Origin of the sequence: Leisingera sp. ANG1 (assembly GCF_000203975.2) — a bacterium.
In the GTDB taxonomy this organism is placed as follows: Bacteria; Pseudomonadota; Alphaproteobacteria; order Rhodobacterales; family Rhodobacteraceae; genus Leisingera.
Window position 1 is genome coordinate 71,549 of sequence record NZ_AFCF02000012.1, and the last position, 25,950, is coordinate 97,498.

The following is a 25,950-nucleotide window of genomic DNA, read 5'->3' on the forward strand; positions in this document are numbered from 1 at the left end:
CCTTTTTTCGGCTAACCTTGCCCCAGAAAATTGCGCTTATGTCTTGGCTAATCCAATTGAGGTTTTGAAATGCAGTGCTGCAGTACTGGTCCTATTACTTGGCCGTGTTGTCCCGGCTTCCGACAACAGGCCAGAACCGAAATGCTAGCGGAATGGTAGAACTATCGCCGCCAGATCGGGTGCAGGACCAGTGGTGGAACGCTGCCGCCCCATAGGCTCTAGACGCCATTGTTACACGGCATGCTGACTCTTATGATCGGGATAACCGACCAGCCATTGGTCTGCTTCAAAACAATCCAGATTTTTCTGCCAGGTCCGGCCAGGCCAGAGTAACTCCACCGACAACTCGTCAGGGTGATAGGCAGCTGTGTAGAGCGTGCCGAACCCTTTGTCGAAGGCAAGGGAATACAGTGGCGGCTTGAGGAACGTTCCGACAAACTTTTCTTTTGTTTCCGGATGTAGCGTCAACCTCTGCAGCAAAAAACGCTCCCTCTCAACAGACGCCGTAAGACGCGCATGACTTGCCCACTCGACGCGTTCCTGGTGGTTGGTGGCGACGGCCGCATGAGTGATCAGGGTGGGACGGTCTGGTGCAAGGAAAGCGGTAAAGTAGTTCCGGTCACGGTCAAGCACTGTCACGTTATAGCTCATGTGGCTGGGTACACGCCGCAGAACATCCTTTGCTTCTTCGATGGTGGAACAGACTTGCAGCAGATACCGGAGGATTAGCGGCACGCCGAAGCCATCCCCCATCGCACGGCGTCCACCGAAAGTCAGAGAAACAGTCAGCCCGGCATCATTCATTCCGTCGAGGAGGCCGAACAAACCATCTGAGGTGCCCATCACGTCCCTCCCGTCCCACCCGGTCTTCAGGAATACCGCATCAAAGGCGAGAGGGTTGTAGTCGTAATTACGGACCAGCAGCGGCTCCTTGCCTGGCCAGATTGCCTGGCTGCAGCCGGCCAGATAGCGCGGCGGGCAAAAAAAACTGAGAAACCGGGACTCCATATCACCACCTCCGACCGAGGCGCACAACTTGTCGTAGAGCCCCACCATCTCGGGCATATGTGTTAACAGAGCTCTGCGGCACTCTGAATAAGTAGGCCGACCAGAGAGGCCCTCGCCAGCCCACCAGTCCAGATAAGCAGTGCGGTATTCAGAAAAGAGTCCGGCCAGTTTTTGCCCCGGCTCCGTTTCCTGCACGGCGCGGAATTTCAGTCTCATTCGCCTTACATAATCTTGAAAGCCGGATCCTCAAAGGCCTGTGCTGACGGAAGCGGCCGCGCAGTATAGGCGCTTTTGATTCCGTCAATCCAACGTTTCGACTTCTCTGTCAGCTGGAAGCCCTTGGTCATCGACCGCCCGCGGGTAACGAGGATGCCCAGATCAGCCCCCTCGTAGCGGTAGTCGCCCGCATTCGAAATACGCAGGAAAAAGGCCTCATCCTCACTTTCAACAGCGCGGCGGTGGTAGTCGAAGCGATCGAATACCACCTGACCGTCCGGCAGCATCCTATAGATGCCGGATTCCGGGGCTTTGGCCACGATATCCACGGTGTCCTCTGTATGTTTGATCACCATCTGTGACCAGGAATCGATCATGTCCGGGTCCGCCCAGCGGGCGTTCAGTTCCTCAACATCCAGCTTGAACGGCTTTTTCGAGAACTCCAGAAGATGGAATAGAAACAGGGGCGCATCGGCGTGAGCGAAGGCCGCGTGGTTGGTCATCGAGGACGCCCCCGTAATACGCGGATTAAGCTCACCCAGCCAGATTTCGCCGGTTTTCTTGTCGATCAGGAAATCGAGTTCGAAATAGCCGCGGTAGCCCTCTTTGCGCAGCTGTTCGCCGAACTTGAAGGTCAGCTCCCTTGCCTTTTCGCGGGTCTTGGGCGGGAAGGCAGTAGAGAAAATCTCATTGCCGCACCAGCCGCCCCGGTAGGGCGTTAGTTCCTTAAAGCCGACAAGCTCTGTCATCAGCGGCCCGACGATTGTGCCTTCGGAGGTGCAGCAGGCCTCGATCGCCGAGCCGCGGCAATCGATCCGCTTCATAATCTTGATTTCGCCCTGTCCGACGATCTCATGCTCGTGCTTGCGGAAGTCGGCCTCGGTCTTGATGAAAAACGTTGTATGGCCGGAATCCCCGAAGGCGCTTTGCAGCACCAGATCACTGCCAAGATCCGCCTTCTTGCAGATCTTCTTCAGGTGATCATAGCTGTCGACCTTTGACAGCGTATTCGGAACAGAGGGCACGCCGGCCTTGTTGCCAACACGTACGGTCTCGATCTTGTTATCCATCTTGGTCCGCAGCTTCGCCTTGGGGAACCAGACCTCACCGCCAAGTTCCTTGGCCAGCTTTTCAGTCTTCTCATCAAACATCAGGAACACAAATTTCGGCTTGCCGCCGCGTGCCTTGACGTAGTCGATGACTTCCTTGTGCTGCAGCAAGTAGTTGTTGATGTCCTCGATAGACTGAAATTCATCATGCGGCAGCTCAGAAGGCACCAGCACGTTGGGATGGCGGCCATCGAAACAGTCCATGTAACAGATATACTTGAAATTCTTTACCCACTCGTCGAGTCCAAGAAGATTGAAGTTGGTCGCTGAGACAAAATAGACCGGGTCCGTATTGGTGTGGAAATAGCGGCGGATCTCCGAAATGTTGTTCAGAACTTTCTTCGGCATGTATCGTCTCCCAGTAAATTCAATTTATCGTAGGATTTCTGTTTCTTGGCGGGCGTCTATTTCTTGACGGACTTCAGGGCCTCCTTGGTGAAAACGCGCAGCCCCAGATCAGCGCGGAACCCGTGGATTTCGCTGACATCAAGTGCCCGCATGAACGACAGGATTTCCGGACTGATGACTTGGCCGGGCACCAGAATCGGAAAGCCGGGCGGATAAGGAATTATAAAGCTGGATGACACCAGTTCCTCGCCCGCCTCCAGTCTCTGCATCAGGCTGTCATCTGTCGGGATATAGTCGCAGTTGTCCTCGTTGTAAGCGAGGAAGAAGGCGGTACGGATATCGCCCTCCGGCGTGTCCTTGCCCGCCCGGAACGCATCGTGGAACCGGCTGAAATCCGGCAGCGGCGGCACGTGCTCCACCAGCGCCGACACCCGGTTGTCAAACGACCGGCGCTCCATCTTGGAGGCATCGTCCAGAAGCTCGTCCAGATCGTTGGCGATCTCTACAAGTACTTCGATCAGATAGGCGACCGAAGACCGCGTGGTGCCGATATTGGTCATGAACAGCACTGTGTTGCGCGAGGTCTTGTTGATCTGGATCCCGTATTTGTCCATCAGGATCTTGGTCTTGAAAGTGTCGCCGTCCCAGCCGGTGCCGCCCACCGCAAGGGTCACGCGGGTCGGGTCCAGCACAAATTCATCCTGGCTCCACATGTTCCAGGTGTCGATCCAGCCGTGATCGGGGTCATAGTAGGCCTCAACACCGCTTTCGCGATAGGTTTCCGGGATCATGTCGCCGGCAGTCAGTACCCGGAAATACTTCCGCAGCAGCGGATTGTCGGATATGGCGCGCCGGATCGACATCGCGCTTTCGATCTGCTTTTGGACAAACTCGAACCCCTCCAGTTCCACCTGCCGCCGACCAACATCCAATGAGGCGATAATCTGATAATTCGGCGAGGTCGAGGTGTGGGTCATGTAGGCTTCGTGGAACGCCTGCTCTACTTCACCTTTAAAGTCCTGGTCGTTGACATGGATCATCGACCCCTGGCGCAGCGAGGTCAGCGTCTTGTGCGTGGACTGGGTGGCATAGGCCCGCACCCTCGCGTCCGGCGGCGGCACCAGCCGGGTGTTCAGCCAAGTCTCCTCATCAGCGTTCTTCAGCATTTCCTGCTGTGCCTCCCAGGCCTCCGCCGTCTCCGGGCTGCGCAGCGTCTCCCGCAGAGTATTGGCGACGCCCATGGCAGTGCGCTGGCGGTAGGTCGGGTCAAAGCGCGCAAAAGCAAACCACGCCTCGTCCCAAAGAAAGATCAGGTCCTTCTTGATGGCAAGGCATTCCTCCATCACCCGGCGAACATTGTAAACGATGCCGTCAAATGTGCAGTTGGTCAGAAGGACCATCCGGACCCGGTCCAGCTTGCCGGCGGCCTTCAGCCGCAAGAGCGTGTGCTTGATCTCGCGCAGCGGCACTGCGCCGTACATCGAATGCTCATGCAGCGGGTAGCTGTCCATATAGGCCACGCTGGCCCCCGCCAGCACCATCCCGTAATGATGCGACTTGTGGCAATCGCGGTCCACCAGCACGATGTCGCCGGGGCGGACCACCGACTGCACCACGATCTTGTTGCAGGTCGACGTGCCGTTGGTGGCAAAGAACGTGTGCTTGGCGCCAAAGGCCCGCGCCGCCATGTCCTGGGCTTCCTTGATCGGGCCGCGCGGCTCCAGCAGGCTGTCGAGCCCGCCGGAAGTGGCGGATGTCTCAGCCAGAAAGATGTTGGAGCCATAGAACGCCCCCATGTCCTGAATCCAATGCGAGCGGCTGATCGATTTGCCGCGGCTGATCGGCATCGCGTGGAACACGCCTGTGGGCTGTTTTGAATATTCCTTTAGCGCAGTGAAGAACGGCGATTTGTAGCGGCGGTCCACTCCGCGCAGGATATTTAAATGCAGCTCCTGGAAATCTTCCTGATTATAGAACACCCGCCTGCAGCGGCCGAGATCCAGCCCGGCGATGTCTTCGGCGGAGCGGTCGGTGACCAGATAAGCGTCCAGTTCCGGCCGTATCTTCTCTATCAAGCGGCAGGCCTCGGGGCCGTATTGGTGCGGATCAATCGAGTCGACCGACTCCTCCTCGCTTACGCGGGTCAAATACTGGTTCAGGATAGGCAGCTCAATCTTGGACTTCAGCGACAGCCCCGGGCGAACCACCACGGCTTGCACATTGTGATTGAACAGAATGCCAATCAGCGCATCTTCCAGCGACGGCACAATCACCGGCTCGTAGATGAATGGGTCTTCGATCCGCCGCATCCGCAGAAGGTTCTGCCGCAGGAACCGCTCCTGCGATTCCGACACGTCATCGACGATCATCACCTCGAAATAAGGTCGTCCCAGCGCCCGTGCTTCGGGCGCGAGCGACGCTTCATCTTCGTAGTCTTCGTTGTCGATCTCATCCGAGGACAGCGGAATAGACCGCCGCCGGTAAGCCCCAGAGGTCAGCGCCCGCGCAATACGGCGCACCGAAACCGCCAGATCCTCCACATTGCCGTGTTGCAGCAACTTTCGCAAATGCTCGAAAGCGTGGATACCCGGAAACGCCCAATAGCGTTCAATCGGCGCCAGCACATCGAACAGATGCTCTGCCGCGGCCATCAGTTTCTCGCTATGCCGCCCCTCCTGACGCTGCCGGGCCAGTCCCTCAGCTGACTCCCGCAGCGAGCTCCATCTGTCCGCCCGCAGCTGGGTTGCACTGTAATAATCCCGGATCGACGGCAAAGCCTTCCTTTGCGGCTGCAAGTTCAAAACCTGCCTCCCTTCTGTCGCGTCAGGACCTGCGCCGCCTTCCAGTCCGGTTAATCAGAACCCGTTTTTCCAGGAAAAACGGAAAAATGATGCGGCGAATGTAACGTCTGCTCAAAATTCTCCAGTGTACTGCGCGGATCAGAGGCCTGCAGCCCGCGCTGCGATCCCTGACCCGGCGTCTCAAGCGGCCCCAGCGTTTTCAGATAGGCATCAGCCCCGCTGGTGCGGTCGTATACAGTGAACTCCGCTTCCCGGTCGCGGAAGCTCTTCAGAACCTGCCCCAGTCCCTTGAGGCCTGTCTCACGCTGGCGACGGACTTGATCCAGGTCGATCTCGATCGGGAACATATCCTCCTGCCCCGCCGACTGATGCAGCACGGTGGCCGAAGGGTCCACCACCAGCGAACGCCCGACACCGCCGGCGCTCAGCCCGTTGACGTCGAATACATAGCATTGGAACTGGGCGGCGGTCGCCCGTGCGATTGCGATCTCCGCCTCCCGGTCGGTTGTGCCGGTCAGCACCGGGTGCAGCAGCACTTCCACCCCTTGGCTGGTCAGCTGCCGCGTGGTTTCCGGGAACCAGATGTCATAGCAAATCGACAGGCCGAACCGGCCAACTCCGGGCACGTCAAACACACAGAATTCGGTGCCGGCCGAAATCCCCGCCTCATACGGTCTGAACGGGAACATCTTGGAGTATTTTGCGACGATCTCACCTTCCGGGTTGATCACCACGGAGGTGTTGAGAATCCGGCCATCTTCGGTTTTTTCGAACATGGAGCCGGGGATCAGCCAAATACCAAATCGGCGGGCGTCTTCCTGGAACTGCTGCAATGCATCATTCGGAAACGATTGAGCAAACTGGTCCAGCGGCCCGTAAGGTGCCAGTTCAGAAAATAGCACCATCTGCGTCCAAGGAAACCGTGCCATCAGTATTTCAATCCTATGGCGCATTGCCTCGACATTCGAGTGAAGGGCAGCGACATGCATCTGAACACCAGCAATTGCGAAAGGTGTCATATTGGGCAGATCTCCAACTATCTTTGTTGTTATCACTCTATTTGCGCTCAACAGCCTTGGCTACCCCAAGACGATCAGAGTCGATTCCGGCAGCGAGTTGATCTCTCAGGATCTCGATCTCTGGGCCTAGGCCAAAGACGTTGCCCTCGACTTTTCACAGCCAGGAATGCTGCGATCCGCCGATAGCCGTAGCGGCCATACTGGCAGGCAAGCACGATCATGTCCGCAACCAGGCGTGCTTTGTCCGCCCGGCCCTTGCCTTCCGACCTTCGCGCAGCTCTGGCTTTTAAAGCAGTTGCCTGATTTCCGGGTGCGATATCCGGAGGTCAATATGCAATTGCATATGGGTACTTGGGCTAGCGCGATCCAATCAAGCCAACTTGATATCGAAATTCGATTCGGGAACGGCTGCAATCCAGTCCCGGACAGCCTGGGCGACGAACTCAGGTCCGTTGTCAGACCGGATATAGGCCGAGATACCGCGCAGGATGAACAGGTCGCTCGCCCCCAAGGTAATGACGGCTGAGGGCTCGGATCAGCCGTCGCAAATGTGAAGCTAGCTCACGATCAGAATAATTCCCGGCAGCGAAGGCGTTGCCCCTGCGCACCAGCGCGTTTTACGTTCTTCTGCTTTCACAGCGCTTCCAGCGCGGCATGTGCCAATGCAGAAAGCCCCGCTTTTGCGGGGCGTTAGGCGTTGATATTGTTTTGAATTTTTGGTTGCGGGAGCAGGCAACCGCCGTATCCTACCGCGACTAGTTACCGCGGTATAGGCAGCAGGAGCGGCGAAACACTGATGACACTGACCAAGATTCCGGTCGCCATTAGAACAAGCACGCCCCGCTGAGTGTTTCGCCTGCAGGAATAAGGGCACTTCTGCCGGTAATCATCCGGCCTTTTCTAGATGACTTACCATCCTTCGGCAATAGAGGCTGATTTTTTCTCGCTCCTGACTGAGATTTTTGAAAAAGACAGTAAACACCTCTTGTTGAAGGGTGACAGGAGCCTCGCTCAGGGCTCTTTCCTTCATCTTCACAGGCAACTGGATCTCATGAAGAAAATCGCTGTCGTATATCATAGCGGATTTGGCCATACAGAAGTGCAAGCCCGGCACGTTCACGAAGGGGCGCAGTCAGTGGATGGCATCCTGGCCTGCTTGATAAGAGCCGAAGATGCCGCCCAAGAACCTGAAAAACTGAATGACATGGACGCCATCATCTTTGGATCGCCGACATATCTGGGCGCAGTTTCTGCACCTTTCAAAGCCTTCATGGACGCCACAACCGGAATCTGGTCCCAGCAGCAGTGGAAGGATAAGATCGCCGCAGGGTTCACCAACTCCCACAGCCTGGCAGGGGACAAGCTCAGCACATTGATCCAGATGGCAGTGTTCGGCGCGCAGCATGGCATGATATGGGTTGGACAGGCAGAAATGAACACTTCGCCAGAAGGCCAGCCCGGCCATAAGGAAGCGGTCAACCGAGTAGGAACCATGTTGGGGGCATCCGCTCAGTCGGACAACGCCGACCTGTCGGTAACCCCAAGCGGCGGTGATCTGAAGTCGGCGGAGCTGTTCGGCGCCCGAGTCGCACAGATCACTATGCGTATGCGCTGATTGAACCATCTTTCAAAACGGAGGGCGGAAGTGGGCAGCAAGGAAGCAATCCGAAAGCTGATCAACGCTTACAGCTTCACGTTGGATAACGGGGACTTGGAGGGGTTTGCCAGCTTGTTTTCCGATGCGGAATGGGTTTTCGACGAGGGCAAACCTTACGTCGGCAAGCAAGAGCTTATGGACAAGCTGTTAAGCCGCGTCGTGATCCACACCGACGGAACGCCCCGCACGCGGCACTTGTCAACAAACGAAGACATCACGGTGGACGAGGCCAAGGGAACTGCCTGTTGCCACCGGTATGTTACGGTGATCCAGCAAACCGCAGAACTGCCGCTGCAAGTGATCTATTCGGGAATTTACCTCGACGAATTCTCCCGAAACAGCAACGGGGTCTGGCGTTACCGGAAACTGACGATCAACAGGCCATTCTTCGGTGATTTGAACCATCACATCAGGACTTCAGGCGGTTGAGAAGCCTGCAGACCGAGTGAAAATTTCCGGGGAAGGCGCTTTCGGCTTCTCGTGCTTCCCGCCACACACCCTACAATGGGTCACATGTCCTGGGCAGTATGTATCTGCCAGTAGACATAGGTTGGCGGACTGGAAAACCCGCTTCGTCAAAGTAATGCACCCGGTAGTCTTGAAACGCCAAGGTGTCTTCCACTCCCGGAAGGGCAGCAATCCGTTCCAAATGCTGCTGGAGCGCTTTGTTGCCGCCCCATCGCCGGTGCAGGATTTGAAAGGCGCCATGGTAGGCAATGTCAAACCGAATTCCCGTGGCAAAAATCATGAGATCCGCGATAGTCGGACTCGTTCCGAAGGCAAATCCGCTAGCAACCAGTTCAGCCACCTTGTCCATGGCAGAATCCAGCGCATCCACAGCCGCGTTATAGGCAGCCTGGTCCGCAGCAAAGCCAACCTTGTAAACTCCAATATTCAAATGCTGGTGGATCCAGATGCAAAGTTTTGCAAAGGCTGCGTCCTCCGGACACATTTCCGGCCGGTAAGCCGCCGCAAGGGCCTGCATGATTTCCAGGGAGTCTGCAGAGGCAATGGCGCCAGCGGTTTTATCCCATAAGACGGGTACAGTTATCCGGCCTGAATAGGCAGGATCTGAAGCTGCATAAACTTTCCAAAGAACATCTTCTCCCACGGGCGGCGCAGATCCTGGGGCAAAACTCCAGCCTTCTGGTCCACCCAGCCACGGGTGGCAATATGTGATACCCAAGGCTGGTTGGGGAAGGTTTGCCAGCATCAAAAGAACCCGATGGGCAAAAGGACAGGCCTTTGCCGCAAAAAGATGGTAGCTTCCGGGCCTGTCCCGCAAGCGCTGAATTTCAGGTTTCACCCTTGATGCCGGGGTTTCGAAGCTCGTTTCGATGTCGGCTCCACGGTCGGGCAGAGTTTCAAGATCCCTGTACCATTGGCCCCGAAACATGCCGCGCTTGGGTGCAGTGCTCATGTGCATCCCCTTAAAATTCAAGCGGAGCAGGCGGCCGGCCTGCTCCTGTTTGCGAATAAAAACCCTGACCGCTTGGTCATGTCAGACGTCGAAACGGTACTCGTCCGGCTGCCAGGCATAGGCTTCGCCCGAACGCAGAACCCTGCCAAAAGTCGGGAAAGGCAAGTGCGCGGAGGCAACCAGCACGCCTTCTCCGGCGGCCATATCCAGAAGGCTTGCACGGGTTTGTTTTCCGGTTGCGCCATCGACATCGAAGGCCAGGCCTGCTTCCGGGTGGGCGAATTGAACCGACGCGACACCGCAAGCGTCCCCCCAGATCAGCAGATCCTCGCCACCTGAAGACAGGCGGTAACCGCTGTGGCCCGGCGTGTGGCCATAGAGCGGCACCGCTGTGAAGCCCGGGATCACTTCGGGCGCGCCAGAGAAAACGTGGATCCGGTCGTCATATGCGGTTTTCACCCCGATCGCGGCATCAAACCAGGATTTGGCGAAGTCAGGTGCTTTCGACTGTTCAGTCGCCGACGTCCAATAGTCGAACTCGAGCCCAGAAACGTGGATTTGCGCATTCGGGAACACGGCTGCACCGTTTTCCAAGAGGGCACCAATGTGATCAGGGTGCATGTGAGTGATCAGAATGTCATCTACCTGATCCGGCGTGTACCCTGCCGCGGCGAGAGCAGAAAGGAATTTGCCAGCGGTCGGACCGAACAAATCTGCCGATCCGGTATCAACCAGGACCAGGCGGTTGCCCTGATTAATCAGATAGGAGGTGACGCCAATCCGGATCGAGCCATTGTCCGGCAAGCCAGCCGCTGCTGCCAAGTCTTCCACCGATGCCTGCTCGATACCTGTCCAAAACCCGTGGGCGACGTCAATATAACCGTCCAGCAAGGCCGTGACCTGGGCATCTCCTACCTTGCGGCGGTAGAATCCCGGGGCTTGCCCGCTTGCCAAAGGAGCCTTGGCGGAAACTGTAGCCGGCAGAACCGTTGCGGCGGCAGCGGCAGCAGCGGTACCAAATACCTGTCTGCGAGTGATTTGTGTCATCTTCGATCTCCTTGCAAATAAGCCGCAAGCAAGCCCGGGGAAACAACGCTCCGGCTGGCAGACCCCATGTGAAGTTCTTAAAACCGTTGTCCCTTGCTTGCATCGCTCGAAGCAGACGATAAGATCTAAGGAACCGAACCAAAAGTACGCACCTTTTAGTTCCTATAGGATTTTCACAAATGCTTGATATCAAGCCCGATCCATACGCGGCCCTCTGCCCTTCCCGTCAGATCATTGCAGTGATCGGAGACAAATGGTCCTTGCTAATCATCCCCCTGCTACTGGACGGACCAATGCGCAACGCCGAATTGATGCGGGCGATTGAAGGGATTTCACAGAAAATGCTGACCCAGACATTGAAAAGGCTGGAAGACTACAATTTGGTTACCCGCCGCGACTATGGCGAGGTGCCGCCCCGAGTGGACTACCGCCTGTCGCCGCTTGGGCATTCGCTGGCCGCCGTGATCAGCTCGCTTGACAACTGGGTGATTGAAAACTTCGAGGACATGACCCGGAAGCAAAGCCACGCTTGATCCGGCGCCCGCCCTGCCCTCAACCCGGTATCAGTTCAGAGTGCGCTTCATAAATTTACTGAAGGCCTGGATCAACGGATTGCCGCGGTTGCTGGGATGGTACAAGCACCAGATTTCGGAGAACTCACTGACCTCCAGACCATCCATTCTGACCAGCCCATCAGTGAGCGCAGGCAGGTCCGGCACCAGTGAAACACCCAGGTCCGCCCTAACAGCCTGTATCATGAGGCTCATGGAATCGAAACTTGTGACTGAGGCCCACTCCGCCGCGTTCCTTGCAAACCATTTCCTGACAGGATGCTGCGCCAGGCCACTGCCTGGCACCAGCCAATCGAAACTGCTGCTCTTGTCGCCCCCTTGTGGCGGCGTATAGCCATGGCCCCGCACTGCAGCATATTCCAGCCTCCTGAGAAACTGCCCCATCAATTGTTCAGGCGGATTGGCCGAGGGGCGAACCGCCAGATCAAACCCGCGCTCCCACAGCTTAGCGAATTGATTGCTGGTGCTGAAATCAATGTCGACATTGGGAAATTCGCGCCGGAAGCCGGCAAGGTTCGGCAAGATGAAATACTCCAGCAGGAGATCCGTAGTGGTGATCCGCTGACGGCCGGTCAACTGATCATCCAAGCCAGAACAGATTGCCTCAGCCTGAGAAAGCGCCTCGCTGATTTCCCGCCCCTGTTCGGCCAGCTCTTCGGCTGCCGGGAAAGGGTGAAAGCCGGTTTTGGAGCGGGAGAATAACGGCGCGCCGGCTTTGGCCTCGATCCGCTTGATCGCCCGAAACACCGAAGACACATCCCGGTCCAGAAACCGGCCTGCCCGGTCAAGGGTCCGCTCCCGGCACAGTGCCAGGATTACCAGGAGATCATCACCGGTCAGTTTCATCGGCACCCCCGAAACAGATCATTGCAACCGCGCATATTTCGCCTCTCCGTCATTTTCGTAGGTTCATTTGCATCAACTTCCGCCCATGGGGCAGCCGGATTGGCTGCCGCCCGCCATTGACAAAGGAGATCATGAAATGGGTTTTTTCAAACTTGCCGCCGCAGCCGCGGTTTCGCTCACCGCAGCAACCGCGGCATTTGCGGACACCGGGCTGATGACGAAATTCGACGACATCAAATGGACCCCAATCGAGGGCACCCCGATGTCGCTGTCCATTCTTTGGGGTGACCGCAATACCGGCCCCTATGCCATGTACCTGAAGATGCCCGGCGGTTTCGAGGTTCCCGAACACGCCCACACCTACGCCTATGAAGGCATCACTATCCAGGGCGAATGGCAGCACAGCTTCGCTGGCGAAACAAAGGTGCTGCCAGTCGGATCGCGCGTTACCCAGCCCGGCAACGCCTTTCACGGTGACGCCTGCGTGAGCGAAGAGGACTGCGTTCTGTTCGTTTTCCAGAGTGGCAAGGGCGATGCGATTTTCCACAGCGAATAATCTGCCTGTTCCGTCTGTCACGAGTACAGCCGCCCCCTTCCGGGGCGGCTTTTGCCTAGGCAACTTGCTGGCACCGGGCAGGGCCTATTGCCGTTTCCGCCACTGCTGCTCATAAGTTTCAAAAGCTTCAGCGAACCCTTCCAGCGGCCATTCCAGGCTGAATCGGCGGCCATGTCGGCCCACGAATTCAAACCGCAAAACACCGCCCAGCTGCATGGCTTGCAGAACTGCCGCCGACTCTTCCTCATCCAGGCTGCAGTCCGCCCACAAAAGACACCGGCGGTCCCGCATTTGCCAAACGGTCCGGCCAGCTCTGTCTATCCGGAAACCATCTGCCACGAAGGCCGTACCCGGCTCTGGGCCAAACATGACATCATGCGCACCGCTCGCATCCTTCTGCGGCGTCACGAATGTAAAAAGGGCCCCGAATTTAGGGGCTTCGGCATACACATCCACCCAGCGGATGTAGCACCGCTTCTTTAAGGTGCCTTGCTCCTGCCGCTCGTCGCAGATCGTGTTCCAAATTCCGTGGGCCGAAAAATGAGTAACCCGCCAGTTTCCCGCCGTGTCACGCCCTTGCAGATCCTGCGCTCCCGCTGCGCCTGCGATCAGCAGGCCAATGCCGGTGGCCAGGCAGCGCAGCCAAGTCATCCGCTCTGGCCTGCCAGCTGCCGTGCGGAATCTAATGCCGCACGCCAGTCATGACCATGAACTGAGACAATCCGGCCGGCTTGCGAAACGAAGAAAATCGGAGGGTAGACAAATTCCAGCTGAGGCGCAGCCAGACGCAGGATCTGATCCCGCTGCCCGTAGACGCCCGGGGTTGGTACATCCCGTGTCCGCCGGATCACGTTATCCTCTACCTCAAACCCCAGAGCGCTTCCTTCGGCCTTCACCTCAGCCAGATGGTCTCTTTTGAAAGCCATGCAAGGCGGGCAGTCCTCGGCGCCATAGAAGTGGAACGTGACCGCTCCGGCGGCTTTTGCCTGCCCACCTACGGCCACTGTAAGCGCCGCCAGTGCCGTCAGTGCCGCCGCAGAAAACATCCGTCTTTTCATGATCTCTCATCTCCTGTTTGAATAACTATCATTCGGCTGCATCTTGTGCAGATGTGCTCAGCATTTGCTGAACTGCTGGAGTGATTGCCCGCCCCAGTCGGCGTTGGGCCTTGGCGGTTAAGTGAACGCCGTCCGCACCGTCGGCCTTGGTAATCTGCCCAGCGTCGAACATTGGTATGCCTGTCCGTTCCGACACTTGGCTGAAGGCTAAAGCCAGATGTTCCGATGGCTCCGCCGCAGCACCAAAGAGAGATGCCAGCCTTCCCTTTTGCGGGTCCTCCAACGGCGGTGGAGCGACGACGAGAACCTGCCGCACCCCGCCCGCACGCAGGATCCGGGCCAATGAGAAAGCAGAGCGCGCGATTGTTTCAGCATCCCGGCGCAGCCCAGCCTGAAGATCATTGGTACCCAGCATGATGACTGCGAGATCCAGCGGCAAATGCTGAGCCGCCACATCTGGGAGCGGGGTTTGAACCGTCAAGCCAATGTTGTCCAAGGGCGTTCCGTGCTGCAAATCGGTCCGGCGCCCGATGCGGCCTTCCTCAAAGACAACCGCATCCTCCAACGCAGCGCCCATGACAGGGCCCCAGCGGCTTCCTGCATCGTGGCGTGACCCGGATGCATCCGAACCCCATGTATTGCTGTCGCCCAGCACCAGGATACGGACCTCCGCCAAAGCCAGATTCGGCAGCAGGCAAATCAAGACGGCGATCAGGTGCTTGCGCATGAGAAGTTCTCCAGCCGGCGGCACAGTTTCCATACAAACCTACCGCCTGCCCCCGAATGCGTGCAGAAGGCACCTTTTGGTAACCAAGCCAATCCAGTTCACAATTGCGGGAGGCTCAGGCCGTAGCGGTTTCTGAAATCCAGTCCACGAATTGCCGCACAGCCCGTTTCCGCATCGCGGACGGAGACCGCAAAACCCGGTAGTGATATCCAGGCAATTGCGGGCCTTCGAGCTGCACCAAGCTGTCTTCGAACTCTGAGGAATTCACAATCGTCCGGCTCAGCAGAGCGGCGCCGTGGCCGCGTTTCAACGCGTCGAAGGCCAAGTTGTACGCGTCAAAACTCATCCGGCGGAAAGTCTCGAAACCATCCCGACCTGCTGCTGAAAACCAGGCTTTCCAGGACGGCGCCGTCAGTGCGGAGTTTTCCCAGCGGACCTCGATCAGGCGCTGCTTGGTCAGCATCTCAATTCTTGCGGCCCTGCCCGGCTGCAGCAGCGACTTGCTGACGGCGGCAACGTAGTATTCCTGATAAAGCGCGATTTCCTCGCTGCCCTCCGGAGGCTTCTCACCGTAGCGGATCGCCACATCAATCTCGCTGCCGCTCATATCCGCAACCCCTTCGCTGGCGTAGATATTCAGCGTCAACTGCGGAAAGGCCTCGTAGAATTGCCCCAGCCTGGGCTGCAGCCAGTAGCGGGCGAACTCGCGGGTGGTAGAAATGTTGACCGAATTGGCATCAATGTTGCCATAGGTCTCCTCAAATGCCGCTGCTAAGCAATCCATGCCGCGGGTAATATCCGGCAGCATCCGGGCGCCCTGGTCAGTCAACGTGATATTGCGACCCGAGCGCTCGAACAGTTTGATATCCAGCAGTGTTTCAAGGTGGCGGATCTGATGGCTGACGGCTGTTGGCGTCACGGACAGTTCGTCGGCGGCATCAGTAATGCTCTGCAGCCGGGCGGCGGCTTCAAAGGCGCGGATCGCGTTCAGAGGCGGCAGTCGACGTTTCATCTCATCCCTTCATGACACGGACAGCGGTGTCAGACAAAGTTGAATTATCTGGAAAAAAGGGATCAAGACGACATAGGTTCCGGGCCCCCGTCGGTCAAGAGGCCCGGACCACCAGGGTCAGTGAATGTCAGAATATGTGATGGTCACCGTGTCTGCTTTCACTAGATCCAGAAACGGTTTGTTCACCGGATCAGCAACAAACTTATCCAGCGCAGCACGGCCGGCCTCTTCGCTTTCCCAGTAAACGACTTCAATCCAGACACCATCGGCCTGCAGCGCCACGTGGCGGTCAACAAAGCCTTCGTAGTTAGCATGCATATTGGCGTTCACAGTTCCGCCAGCAGCAGCTTCTGACATCGCTTCCACAGTAACGCCTTCCTTGGCTTTGAAAGTGACGTATTCGATGGTTCCGGCTTTTGTCAGATCCGATGCCATTGCGGCGGTTATTGTCCCTGCAGCTATAGCCGCTGCAAGCGCTGCGGTCTTCAGGCCGGTTGCAAGTTTCATCATGTCTGTCTCCTCCTGTTGCATGATGGAATTGTGAGTGGTGGCACTTAAAAGTCAGAGAGTCTGCACGGTTGCGGCGATTGCCTTTCCCAGCTGTGCATGCTGTTGCTTGCTGATGTGCAGCCCATCCGTGCCCAGGGCATTACCCACCACAGCGCCTGCATCAAAGCTGGCAATCCCGGCCTGATCCGCTGCGGTTTTAAGCGCGGCCCCCAGCGCTTCGGACTTGGCCTTGCCGCCTTCGAACATTGCTGCAAAATCTGGGTGGGGCATGTCGTTGACCGGAGGCGGCGATACCACCAGCACCTTCGGTGCGTCATAATGATAGGCAACGCCGCCTGCGCAGCCTTGCGCGGCCTGTGCAACTTCGATGATTGCAGCGGCAATATCTTCGGCCGACCGGTTCGTTTCTGCCTTCAGATCATTGGTGCCGAGCATGATAATCAGCAGATCCACCGGCATTTCGCGGGCGATGGCCGCGGACAGTGTTTTGGCGCCATTGAACATGTCTGACTTGATGGCGTTCCAGTCCATGGAATCATCGAGGTTGGTCGCCCGAACGGTCAGCCCGTCCACAGCAACCGTGTAACCACTGCCTAGGTCTGCCGCCATGACACCGGCCCAGCGCTCATCGTCTGCATAGCGGGTGGAGGGGAACGCCTCTTCCACCCCTATCCAGCCCCAGGTGTTGCTGTCGCCGTAAACAAGGATCTTCTTTTCTGCCATTTGAGGCTTCCTTTCGTTCATTCAGTGATGATGTGGCCGTCTTCGGGGTGCCAGCTGGCCGTCACGCCTACCCCGACTTCGATATCCAGCGTCTGCATGTCCCGCTGCTGAAGCTGCACCGTGATCTGGGTGCCCGCGCCAGTTTCAAGACGCAGATTGACCAGGGCCCCAACAAATTCCTCGCCAATGACACGGCAAGGCACCTCGTTGTCTGCCCAGCCTGCTGCCGGAGTGATGGAAATCTGGTCGGCCCGGACAACCAGGCTGACATGCTGTCCAGGTGCCAACCCGGCAGTCTTCAAGGCATCAGTTTTAAAAGTGCCGTCAGCGCTCTCCAGCACCAATTCCCCGTTCTTTCGTGGGCGGATGGTACAATCGAAGATCGAGGAACCGCCCAGAAACTCGGCGACAAAGGGCGTCGCCGGGCGCAAGTAGATATCTTCCGGGCTTCCTGCTTGCTCAATCCGGCCCTTGTTCATGATCACCACGGTATCCGCCATCGAGAAGGCCTCTGAATGGCTGTGAGTGACATAGATAAAGGTAATCCCCAGTTCTCGCTGAAGGCGTTTCAATTCCCCCTGCATCTGCACCGACAGATGCGCATCCAGGGCCGACAGGGGTTCGTCCAGCAGCAGAACGGAAGGTTCCGTCACCAGGCAGCGTGCCAGGGCAACCCGCTGCCGCTGCCCGCCCGAAAGCTGGTTGATCCCCCGATCCGCATATTCGCCAAGACCCAGCTTTTTCAGCCAGACTTGCGCCCGGTGCTTGCGTTCCGCCGCTCCAACACCATTCATGCGTAAACCAAACTCTACGTTTTCGCGCACGGTCAGGAAGGGAAACAGAGCCAGAGACTGCCAGACCATTGGCATCTCGCGCTCCCAGATCGGCAAGTCGTTGATCCGCCGCCCCTGATGCAGGATATCTCCGCTGCTGGACTCTTCCAGTCCCGCCAGCATCCGCAGCATGGTGGACTTGCCGCAGCCCGACGGCCCCATGATGGCGATGAATTTTCCTTCTTCGATGTCCAGATCGAGATTTTCCACAGCCACGGCCGCTCCATAGGTCTTGCGGAGGTTCTTCAGCGAGATATGGGCTTGGCTCATGGCACGATCCTGCGGCTGGGGCGCGGCATCCCGCGCGGGTTGGAGGGGGGATAAGCTGTTCATTTCGCGTCCTTCGTCAGGCGGCGGAGCACCAAGAACTGGGCGCCGAGGATCAAAGAGATAGAGGTGGCAAAGGTGATTGAGCCGATGGCATTGATGCGCGGGCTGACTGCGGATTGCAGAAAGCTGAGAATCCTGACCGAAGAGGTTTCCTCCAGCCCTCCGACAAACCAGGTGACCGCGTATTCATCAAAGCTCACCGCCATGCAGAGAAGAAAGGCAGCCAGCACCGAAGTTTTGGTCGACGGGATGATGATCTCCCAGAAAGCGCGCCAATTGGAGGCCCCCAGGTTCTGCGCTGCGAACTCCAGGTCGCCGTCGATTTGCGAAAACCGCAGCCGGATGATCGCCATGGCGAAGGGTGAGGTCAGCACGATGTGGCTGACAACGATTGCGGGCAGCGTGCCGGACAGACCGATGCGGGATAGATAGGCCAGCATCGCCAGCCCGATGACCACCAAGGGGATCAAGGGCGGCATCAAAGCAAATACCAGCACCAGTCTTTTGCCAATGAAATTGAACCGGTAGTCGGCATAGGCAGCCGCAAAGCCCATGGCGGTGGCAATCGGCGCCACGATCAGCGCAATCTTGACCGTATTCTTGAAGGCGTCGATCACCAGCGCATCCGCTAGGATCAGCCGGTACCACTCTAGCGTGAAGCCACCAAGCGGGATGGTCGGGAACCGGTCCGAATTCAGCGAGAACACAAAGTTCGTCAGAATTGGCGCATAGAGGAACGCAAGGGCCAGTCCGGTGAAGGCAAGAGTCAGACGGCGGGTGGTGCGGGAGACTCGCATGGGTTAGGACCTCCGGTAGGCATAGGTGATCGAGGCCAACGCGGTGAGCAGCAGTGTGACGATCATCATCAGGGCGACGACAGCGGCGCGGGGCCACTGCTGGCCGGATTTCACGGTGTCTGCGATCAAGATAGACAGGGTCGTGAACTTGCCGCCGCCCAGGTAGGTTGCGGTCACGAAGTCGCCAAAGCTGAAGATGAAGGCAAACAGAGCGCCTAGCACGATGCCCGGGCGGGCCGCAGGCAGCACGGTTGCAAACAGCACCCGGCGCGGGCCGCAGCCCAGGTTGTAGGCCGCGTCGATCAGCGTCCGATCCAGCGACAGAAGCGAGATCGCCTGGATCACGATCACCAGCGGCAGTGTCAAGGTGACAAGGCCAACCATCAGCGCCAGCGGCGTGTTCAGCAGGCTGCCGGTCTCAATACCGATGGCTGCCATCAACTTCATCACGATGCCGTTTTCGGTCAGGTAGATCTGCCAGGAATAGATACGCACCAAGTAAGAGGTGAAGAACGGCACTACGAACAGGCCGAGCAGGACCATCCGGGCGCGGGGTGACAGGAAGAAACTGATGGCAAGAGCACAGGGCAGTGCAGCAAGCGTGGCCAGCACAGAGGCACTGGCAGCGATCACCGCGGTGCGCGCATAGGCGGACCAGAAATACCCTGCGGTCAGGATCTTCTGCCAGTTCTCCAATTGGAAGTCCGGCGTCAGTAGAAAGTTCTTCACATCCCAGAAGCTAAGCCAGATCAGCAAAACCATCGGCCCTAAAAAGAAACCGGCCAACCAGACCGGCAGCGGCAGGCTCCATAAGGCACTGTAGGCAGTCTTGGACAGACGCCTGGCTTGAAGGAGAGAAGTCATGGTAGTTTCCTTCGACTCGATGAAGGGGAAGTGCCCCGCTGCCAACGGGAGCCCGGCAGCGGGACTGAAGCACCCGAGAGGGGAGGTCAGGCGCTCTTGTAGGCGGACCAGAAGTCGTTCCAGTCGCCCAAGTCCTGCTGCACAGGCAGCTGGCGAATATGGATGCGCCCCTTGCGGATCAGGTCGATAGCATTGCCATCACCCTTGAACATTCCCAGGTGGCGGGCATCCTCCGGCTTCTCGGCGATCATCCGTTCCCAGCCGGATTTCGACGGGATGATCGCGGGGAACACATTGAGGTTCGCCAGGTTGTACTGGCCGGCCGGGCTGGAGGCGTGCTGGATGAACTTGCGCGCCAAATCAGTCTTGCGGGAGCCGCGCCCGATGGAGAAACTCTCGGTGAACTGGATGCCGCCCTGCTCCGGGATGGTGGTGGTGACATTGGCACCATCGCGCCGCAGCACGCCGGTAATCCACTCGCCAATCCCTGGCATCACGGTAACTTCGCCGGACTTCAGTGACGACAGGACACCGCCGTAGTCATAGAAACCACGCACCTGCGGTTTCAGGCTTAGCGTGGTGTCCTGCAGCCTGTCCCATGCGCCTTCGCCAATGTCGTAAGGCTGTGCGTTGCCGTCGCGCAGGCTCAGAACGCCGAGGTTGGGCAGGTGCCAATCGAAATGGCCGACCTTGTCCTTGTGCTTTGCGTCCCACAGCATGTCATAAGACATTGCCTCTTTGACAGAGACCGCGTCCAGATTGTGGGAAATGCCCAGGAATCCGAAGCGGCTGATCACCGCATACAGCTCGTCGTCATGCCAGTGGCCAGGGAACTTGTGGAACTCCGGATAGAAGTCATCGAACGGGTAATCTTCCGGGTCCAGTTTTTCGACGAAATTTGCGCGGACCAGCTGCTGCACATATTCTGCATCGGCATGGATCAGGTCGTAGGTGCCGGCCGGAGACTGTGCAAGCAAGGCCAGCATCTGCTCGCCGCCGACGTAATACTTCGGGGTAATCTTGACGTTGTGCAGCTCTTCGAACTCGGCAACCGCATCCGGTTCCGCCTGACCGTACCAGGCCAGCATTGTCATTTCGGTTACCGATTGGGCACGGGCAATCATCGGCATCGCCAGCGCCCCTGCTGCCATGGCGCTTGTCTTCAAAAGACTCCGCCGCGTGAGTGTTGTTTTGGCCATTTCCGGCTCCTCCCTTGCGTGATGAAGGAAGTATCCGGACAGGCTGCTGCCCCAACAATCGAGCAGAACTCACGCGTCTCCAAGATTTTCTCAGCCTTTGGACGCGGCCAATCCGTGAGTTTTGCGGGCTGCAATCCTTGCCAGCTGCAAACCAGCTGCCGAATCTCAACCCTGAGGCATGAACTGCTGGCCATAGGCGCTGTCCCGGAACAGATCCGCCTCGCTCAGTAGCCAGTCCTGAAACGCCTTGATCTTCCCGGTGCGAGCTCGCTCCACCGGGCAAACCAGGTAATAGCTACGGTCCTTTAGCACCTGCGGGATGGGCGCGGCAATGCGCCCCCGCTCAATCTCGCGGGACGCTGCGATCACGCTGACAAGGGCGACCGCGCGGTTGTCTATGGCGGCCTCAATACACATGATTTCATCGCTGAAATGCGCAATCGGGCGGATCTGGCAGGCAGGCACCCCGGCTGAGGCGAACCACGCTTGCCAGTTCGGATCGCCGTCTTCGAACCCAAGCCATTCATATTCGACCATATCCCGGCTCAGCAAATCTTCCGGAGTTTTGATCTTGCTGCTCAGTTTACGGGCGCAGACCGGGGTCACAAAGTCATCCAGCACCCAGGCCGCATGCGCGCTGGGGTCGGGCGTATCCGTGTATCTGATCGAAATATCAACGGAATACCGCGCAAAATCCAAAACGCTGTCCGAAGCGATGACTTTAACATCGAGCTGCGGATACAGGCGGCTGAATTTCGGCAGCCGGGGGCTAAGCCAGCTCCAGGCAAAAGAGCGCGTTGTGGTTACTACCAGCTCGCCCTCGATTTCATCCATGCTGAGCTGCGCCACGCCCTGGTTCAGCTGGCTGAAAGCATCGCTGACAAAGGGGCTCAATATTTCGCCCTCAGCCGTCAGTTTCAGCGACCGTGTCAGCCGGTGGAACAACGAAATGCCCAGCTGTGTTTCCAAGGTCTTGAGCCGGTGGCTGATCGCGGTAGGCGTCAGCGACAGCTCTTCTGCGGCCATCTTGATGCTCATATGGCGCGAAACGGCCTCAAAGGCCTGTAAGCTGGTCAGGGGCGGCAGGCGTTTCACGGTATGAACCTCGCGTTTACAGGGGCTGGCCCCTCCCGTTCGGAAGGGGCCTCTGAAGGTTCAGTGTGGAATTACCCCCTTCTGGAGCGCAATACGTCCAAAGCGGCCGCAACAACCAAAACGATACCTGTCGTCATGAGACTCAACTCTGTTGGGACGTTCATCAGAATCAACCCGTTCGAGAGCATACCCAAAAGCCAGACGCCCAGCACAACCCGCAGGACCGATCCTTTACCCCCGGTGAAGGGGATGCCGCCCAGAAGAACTGCCGTCAGAACGCTGAGTTCGACCCCGACCCCCAGTGTCCCTGCCGGAGCGGAGTTGATCCGGGAAATACTCATCAGCGCTGCGACTGCCACAAAAAATCCCGTGGCGGCATACAGCCCGACACCAATTGCCTTGACCCTAAGCCCGACCAGGAATGCCGCCCTTTGATTGACGCCCAGCGCCACGATTTGCGGCCCGATTGGCAACAAGGCCATGACAGCCGTGCCAAGCGCAATGACAACCAGCATGATCCAGGTCAGCACCGGAAGCCCCAGCACACGCTCATAGCCGATCACCAAGAATTCCTCGGGAAAGCCGAAAATCGGGTTTGGCGCCAGCCATTGCGCCAGACCACGGATCAGGGTCAGCGTCCCCAGCGTCACGATGATCGGAGACATTCCGATGGACGACACAAGCACGCCGTTGATCAATCCGGCAACCGTGCCAACCGCCAGCGTCAAAAGCACCGCGCCGGTAATCCCCAGCGGCTCAAAGCTGAGCCCGGCCACCACACCGCAAAGCGCCAGCGTTGAGCCCACCGAAAGGTCGATCTTGCCGGCCATCAGCAGCATTGCAAATGGAATGGATATCGTCATCAGCGCAGATACCTGCACCGAGATCGCAATCCAGTTGTTGGCAGTCATAAAGACCGGCGCCTTCACATAGAAGAATAGCGCCAGCAGGGTGATGGCTGCTGGCAGGGCAGCTGCCACAGCGATCTCGAACCAGTCGCGTTCCGTTTTGTCGTCCGCCGTTGCCGCGGCCCGGGTCAGTCCGGTGTCTGTCATTGCATCATTTCCATTTGCTGCGCCCCGGCACCGGAGGCCGGAAGCTCCTGTTGCGTGCTGTGTTCAGCCCTGTGGGCCAATTCGATCAGCAGCTCTTCGTCATGCGGATTATCAATCAGCGCCACCTGCTTGCCGCGCCCCAGCACCAGTATCTTGTCCGCCAGCAGGCAGATTTCCGTTGCATCGGATGAGGCTACCGCCACCGCAGTGCCTTTGCGTTTCACTTCTGCCAGCGCTTCGTACAGTTCGTGCCGGGCGCCGATATCGACGCCCTGAGTAGGCTCATCCAGCAGCAGCAGCTTGAGGCCTGAGCCTTCGACCAGCCAGCGGCCCACCATGATCTTCTGTGCATTGCCGCCACTGAAACGCTGCCCCTGCAGTCGCGGGTTTGGGGGCTGAATGTTCAGCCGCCGTGCGGCGCGCTCAAACTCCCTCCCTTCCCGCTGGAAACTGCGCAGCAGCTTCGGCATAGGAGAGCGCCCGAAATGCGGCACCAGCAAGTTTTCGACAGCTGGAAAACTTGCAAAAAGGCTCTGCTCCTTGCGGTCGCTTGCCACCAGCGCGACACCTTTCGACAGGGCATCGCGCGGTGCGGTGAAGCTTACTTCCCGACCGTCCAGCTCAACCCGCCCCCCAGTTTTCGGTGCCGCACCCGACAGACATTCCAGAAGCTCTGTCCTGCCTGCCCCCATCAAACCGTAGATGCCAAGCACTTCACCCGCCCGCAGTTCCGCACTGACCGGGCCGACAAAACCGGTTGTCAGCGCGTCCAGCCTCAAAACCGCAGGCCCATCCGCCGAAAACGGAACTTTTTCCAAGCCATGCATCATTGCATCCGGCGAGATTGCATCCGTCATGTCGGCAATTGTCACCTCGTCAACCGGTCTGGTCCAAAGGATACGCCCGTCCCGCAGGATAGTGACCTGATCTGCAACCTTGGGGATTTCGTCCAGGAAGTGGGTGACATAGATGACACCGATCCCGTCCTTGGCCACCGCCTGCCTAATCACCGAATGAAGCGCCTTGGCCTCCTTGTCCGACAGGGACGCGGTTGGCTCGTCCAGGATAAGGAATTTGGGCTTCAGCCGCAGCGCGCGGGCAATTTCGACGACCTTGCGCTCCCCAACACCCAGCATTCCGAGGTCAGTGCGCGGATCAATTCCCGTGACGCCAAGCCGTTCAAGCAGTTCCCGCGCCTGAGCATTCTGGGCGCGGCGGTCCACCCGGCCGCCGCGCTTGATTTCATGGCCAAGAAAGATGTTCTCGGCGACGCTTAGCCCTTCAAACACCTGGAAGTGCTGATAGATGATCGCCACACCCAGGTCTTGGACCTGCCGCGGCGACGCCCCTCGTAATGAGGCATCACCGGCAAGGATGTCGCCGGAATCCGCATCCTGGGCCCCGCTGATGCAATTCAGAAGCGTGGATTTCCCTGCCCCGTTCGCTCCTAGAAACGCCAGGACCTTTCCAGCCTCGACCCGCAAGTCCACCCCCTTGAGCACCGCAACCGGCCCATAGGATTTGCGCAGATCCTTCACTTCAAGCCGCATGGCCTGCCTCCTTGCCGGTGCGGCACATCAGTTTTCGTAGTTGGAAATAAGGAAATTCAGCAGCGGCTGATCCGCTTTACTGGCCAGAACAGTGGGCGTGTAGGCAAAGCTTGGCTCTTTCTCCCGCACCGCGTTCAGCGCCAAATCGACAATGTTGGCACCCAGTTCATTGATGAGGATAGCCGCGGAGGCCCTGTAGGCACCGCCTTCGTTTACGGCGCTCAGCCCCTCCAGCGAGCCGTCCTGGCCGCCGACAAACATCGTGTCTGCGTCGGCGCCAGCCAGTTTGATCGCCCGCAGAGCGCCGACCGCTGCATCATCTGCCATGCCGATAATAATGTCGAGATCCGGATGCTGCTGCAGCACCGTCTCAGCTACCCGCAATCCGTTGGTCTGGTCCGCGGCATCCTGTTCGGCGACCACCTCGATACCGTTTTCCGAGAAAATCCGGACAACTTCAGTCCAGCGCGGAGCAAGCGATGGCAGCGGGGTCAGAGTGGTTACAAGCGCCTTAGCTTCAGTGACCCCTTGTTTCTTGGCCCAGTCCACGGCGGCCTGCGCCACGATCTGGCCGGACTGCGCATGGTCAAAACCGACAAAGCCGTCCGAACCGTCCATTTTGCCCAGATAGGTCAGCCATTTAATCCCTTGCCCTTGCGCCTGACGCTGCAGCGGCTGCAATGCAGTGGGTTCGATCGGCAGGACAACGATCGCGTCAACGCCAAGGGTGATCCAACCCTGTATCGCATTGATTTGCTGCTCCAGATTGTTGGCTTGAGTATTGTCATGCAGAACCGTGACGCAGCCGAGCTCCGCGGCGCGTTCATCGGCAAAGCGGCGCACTTGCTTGACGATAGCAACCTCGGACACTGAGTGGCTGTACGCCACCTGGTAGCTCTGGCCGCCACTGCAGGCATCCGCCGCCGCTTCCCGGATCTGTTTGATGGTGACATTTTTGATTTCATCGGCCTGCGCCAGCGAGCCCGCAGCCAGGCCCGCCACCAGCGCGACAGTTTTTGTGATCGTTTTCATTGGGATTCCCTGTTGTTTCTTGACATTGGATGGCTGCCTTTCCCGGCAACTCCTGGACCGGGCGGAGCCTGAACGCTCCGCCCGGAAGCCGGATCAGAATTCAAAGAGGTTGGAGTATTTCACCGACAGCGAGTCGCCATTCACCAGACCAAGGAAGCCCTTGGTGCGGGGATCTTCGACAAAGCGCGGCAAAGCGGCTTCTGCATCCTCCAGCGAGGTCCAGTACACCACCTCGACCCAGGAGCCATCGGTGTTTCTGGCCAGATGACGGGCGACGAAACCGTCGTAGCCTTCCAGCACCTCATCCATGGCCAGGGTTTCACGCAGGAACTCATCCGGGTTTGCACCGTCGACGAGGTTGAATTCCAGGTATTCTACTATCACCGCCTTGTCGATCGGAAGCGCCTCTGCGACGGCGCCAGCTGCGGCGGTAACAGTCATGGCTGTCGCAAGTGCCAGGGATTTCAGCATTTTCATTGGTTTTCTCCTGTTGGATTGAGCAAAGTCTGACCCAGCCCGCCCAACACATAGGCAGCGCAGATGCCCTGTGGGCGGGCCGGTCATTC

The 25,950-nt window shown here is 58.2% G+C and carries 26 protein-coding genes; 4 read left to right on the forward strand and 22 right to left on the reverse strand.

Translation table 11 applies throughout. The features are described 5' to 3' along the window. Positions 1 to 231: 231 nt before the first annotated feature. The 4 genes from GC1_RS19505 to GC1_RS19520 are packed head-to-tail and all read right to left on the reverse strand — an operon-like array spanning position 232 to position 6,501. Positions 232 to 1,224 (reverse strand): C45 family autoproteolytic acyltransferase/hydolase, encoded by a 993-nt coding sequence (locus GC1_RS19505; RefSeq protein WP_019297919.1) that lies wholly within the window; start codon positions 1,222 to 1,224, stop codon positions 232 to 234. 5 nt (positions 1,225 to 1,229) lie between these two features. After that, on the reverse strand, positions 1,230 to 2,681 hold the full coding sequence (locus GC1_RS19510) for a biotin carboxylase (protein WP_019297920.1): 1,452 nt from the start codon (positions 2,679 to 2,681) through the stop codon (positions 1,230 to 1,232). Between the two features lie 56 nt (positions 2,682 to 2,737). After that, positions 2,738 to 5,482 (reverse strand): aminotransferase class I/II-fold pyridoxal phosphate-dependent enzyme, encoded by a 2,745-nt coding sequence (locus tag GC1_RS19515; RefSeq protein WP_237754644.1) that lies wholly within the window; start codon positions 5,480 to 5,482, stop codon positions 2,738 to 2,740. 50 nt (positions 5,483 to 5,532) lie between these two features. Continuing rightward, complete coding sequence (locus GC1_RS19520; RefSeq protein ID WP_029204994.1) at positions 5,533 to 6,501, reverse strand: carbon-nitrogen hydrolase family protein; 969 nt, start codon at positions 6,499 to 6,501, stop codon at positions 5,533 to 5,535. A 904-nt stretch (positions 6,502 to 7,405) separates the two neighbouring features. On the opposite strand from GC1_RS19520, the gene GC1_RS19525 reads away from it, so the two are divergent. Both GC1_RS19525 and GC1_RS19530 read left to right on the forward strand, forming a co-directional pair. After that, complete coding sequence (locus GC1_RS19525; RefSeq protein ID WP_019297924.1) at positions 7,406 to 8,116, forward strand: flavodoxin family protein; 711 nt, start codon at positions 7,406 to 7,408, stop codon at positions 8,114 to 8,116. Between the two features lie 30 nt (positions 8,117 to 8,146). Continuing rightward, positions 8,147 to 8,587: a nuclear transport factor 2 family protein gene (locus GC1_RS19530; RefSeq protein ID WP_019297925.1), complete on the forward strand. Its 441-nt coding sequence runs from the start codon at positions 8,147 to 8,149 to the stop codon at positions 8,585 to 8,587. A gap of 70 nt (positions 8,588 to 8,657) precedes the next feature. Here the strand turns inward: GC1_RS19530 and GC1_RS22255 are convergent, their stop codons facing one another. Continuing rightward, positions 8,658 to 9,578 carry a glutathione S-transferase C-terminal domain-containing protein gene (locus tag GC1_RS22255; RefSeq protein WP_162183424.1) on the reverse strand — a complete coding sequence of 307 codons (921 nt, stop codon included), beginning with the start codon at positions 9,576 to 9,578 and terminating at the stop codon, positions 8,658 to 8,660. An 81-nt stretch (positions 9,579 to 9,659) separates the two neighbouring features. Further along, positions 9,660 to 10,469: an MBL fold metallo-hydrolase gene (locus GC1_RS19540; RefSeq protein ID WP_237754646.1), complete on the reverse strand. Its 810-nt coding sequence runs from the start codon at positions 10,467 to 10,469 to the stop codon at positions 9,660 to 9,662. A 335-nt stretch (positions 10,470 to 10,804) separates the two neighbouring features. Here GC1_RS19540 and GC1_RS19545 point away from each other — a divergent pair, with 335 nt between their 5' ends. Then, entirely contained in the window at positions 10,805 to 11,158 is a 354-nt protein-coding gene (locus GC1_RS19545; RefSeq protein ID WP_036762559.1) for a winged helix-turn-helix transcriptional regulator, read from the forward strand. A 30-nt stretch (positions 11,159 to 11,188) separates the two neighbouring features. On the opposite strand, the gene GC1_RS19550 is transcribed toward GC1_RS19545, so the two are convergent. Further along, complete coding sequence (locus tag GC1_RS19550) at positions 11,189 to 12,043, reverse strand: LysR family transcriptional regulator (protein WP_019297929.1); 855 nt, start codon at positions 12,041 to 12,043, stop codon at positions 11,189 to 11,191. 136 nt (positions 12,044 to 12,179) lie between these two features. Between GC1_RS19550 and GC1_RS19555 the strand changes: the two genes are divergently transcribed. Next, a complete protein-coding gene (locus tag GC1_RS19555; RefSeq protein ID WP_036762585.1) occupies positions 12,180 to 12,599 on the forward strand; it encodes a cupin domain-containing protein in 420 nt (139 codons plus the stop codon). A gap of 84 nt (positions 12,600 to 12,683) precedes the next feature. Here GC1_RS19555 and GC1_RS19560 read toward each other — a convergent pair whose 3' ends face one another. The 15 genes from GC1_RS19560 to GC1_RS19630 form a co-directional block, all read right to left on the reverse strand. Continuing rightward, positions 12,684 to 13,250: an invasion associated locus B family protein gene (locus GC1_RS19560; RefSeq protein ID WP_019297931.1), complete on the reverse strand. Its 567-nt coding sequence runs from the start codon at positions 13,248 to 13,250 to the stop codon at positions 12,684 to 12,686. Then, positions 13,247 to 13,657 carry a hypothetical protein gene (locus tag GC1_RS19565; RefSeq protein WP_152612467.1) on the reverse strand — a complete coding sequence of 137 codons (411 nt, stop codon included), beginning with the start codon at positions 13,655 to 13,657 and terminating at the stop codon, positions 13,247 to 13,249. Before GC1_RS19565 ends, GC1_RS19560 begins: the two co-directional genes overlap by 4 nt. A 28-nt stretch (positions 13,658 to 13,685) precedes the next feature. Then, positions 13,686 to 14,384, reverse strand: a complete 699-nt coding sequence (locus GC1_RS22030; RefSeq protein ID WP_019297933.1) for a GDSL-type esterase/lipase family protein — start codon at positions 14,382 to 14,384, stop codon at positions 13,686 to 13,688. Between the two features lie 115 nt (positions 14,385 to 14,499). Then, positions 14,500 to 15,396 (reverse strand): LysR substrate-binding domain-containing protein, encoded by an 897-nt coding sequence (locus GC1_RS19575; protein WP_019297934.1) that lies wholly within the window; start codon positions 15,394 to 15,396, stop codon positions 14,500 to 14,502. Positions 15,397 to 15,513: 117 nt separating this feature from the next. Next, a complete protein-coding gene (locus tag GC1_RS19580) occupies positions 15,514 to 15,906 on the reverse strand; it encodes a hypothetical protein (RefSeq protein WP_019297935.1) in 393 nt (130 codons plus the stop codon). Positions 15,907 to 15,957: 51 nt separating this feature from the next. Then, a complete protein-coding gene (locus GC1_RS19585; RefSeq protein ID WP_019297936.1) occupies positions 15,958 to 16,629 on the reverse strand; it encodes a GDSL-type esterase/lipase family protein in 672 nt (223 codons plus the stop codon). 17 nt (positions 16,630 to 16,646) lie between these two features. Then, a complete protein-coding gene (locus tag GC1_RS19590) occupies positions 16,647 to 17,732 on the reverse strand; it encodes an ABC transporter ATP-binding protein (RefSeq protein WP_019297937.1) in 1,086 nt (361 codons plus the stop codon). A 59-nt stretch (positions 17,733 to 17,791) separates the two neighbouring features. Next, entirely contained in the window at positions 17,792 to 18,589 is a 798-nt protein-coding gene (locus GC1_RS19595) for an ABC transporter permease (RefSeq protein WP_019297938.1), read from the reverse strand. A gap of 3 nt (positions 18,590 to 18,592) precedes the next feature. Beyond that, positions 18,593 to 19,453: an ABC transporter permease gene (locus GC1_RS19600; protein ID WP_019297939.1), complete on the reverse strand. Its 861-nt coding sequence runs from the start codon at positions 19,451 to 19,453 to the stop codon at positions 18,593 to 18,595. 86 nt (positions 19,454 to 19,539) lie between these two features. Further along, the gene (locus GC1_RS19605) at positions 19,540 to 20,604 is read right to left on the reverse strand and encodes an extracellular solute-binding protein (protein WP_019297940.1); all 1,065 of its coding nucleotides are present in this window, start codon (positions 20,602 to 20,604) and stop codon (positions 19,540 to 19,542) included. 213 nt (positions 20,605 to 20,817) lie between these two features. Beyond that, positions 20,818 to 21,747 (reverse strand): LysR substrate-binding domain-containing protein, encoded by a 930-nt coding sequence (locus GC1_RS19610; RefSeq protein WP_019297941.1) that lies wholly within the window; start codon positions 21,745 to 21,747, stop codon positions 20,818 to 20,820. Positions 21,748 to 21,818: 71 nt separating this feature from the next. Next, positions 21,819 to 22,802, reverse strand: a complete 984-nt coding sequence (locus GC1_RS19615; protein WP_019297942.1) for an ABC transporter permease — start codon at positions 22,800 to 22,802, stop codon at positions 21,819 to 21,821. Further along, entirely contained in the window at positions 22,799 to 24,352 is a 1,554-nt protein-coding gene (locus GC1_RS19620) for a sugar ABC transporter ATP-binding protein (RefSeq protein ID WP_019297943.1), read from the reverse strand. Before GC1_RS19620 ends, GC1_RS19615 begins: the two co-directional genes overlap by 4 nt. 27 nt (positions 24,353 to 24,379) lie before the next feature. Next, entirely contained in the window at positions 24,380 to 25,384 is a 1,005-nt protein-coding gene (locus tag GC1_RS22035) for a sugar ABC transporter substrate-binding protein (protein ID WP_019297944.1), read from the reverse strand. 93 nt (positions 25,385 to 25,477) lie between these two features. After that, positions 25,478 to 25,861, reverse strand: coding sequence for an antibiotic biosynthesis monooxygenase family protein (locus tag GC1_RS19630; RefSeq protein ID WP_019297945.1), 384 nt, complete (start codon positions 25,859 to 25,861; stop codon positions 25,478 to 25,480). Positions 25,862 to 25,950: the final 89 nt, after the last annotated feature.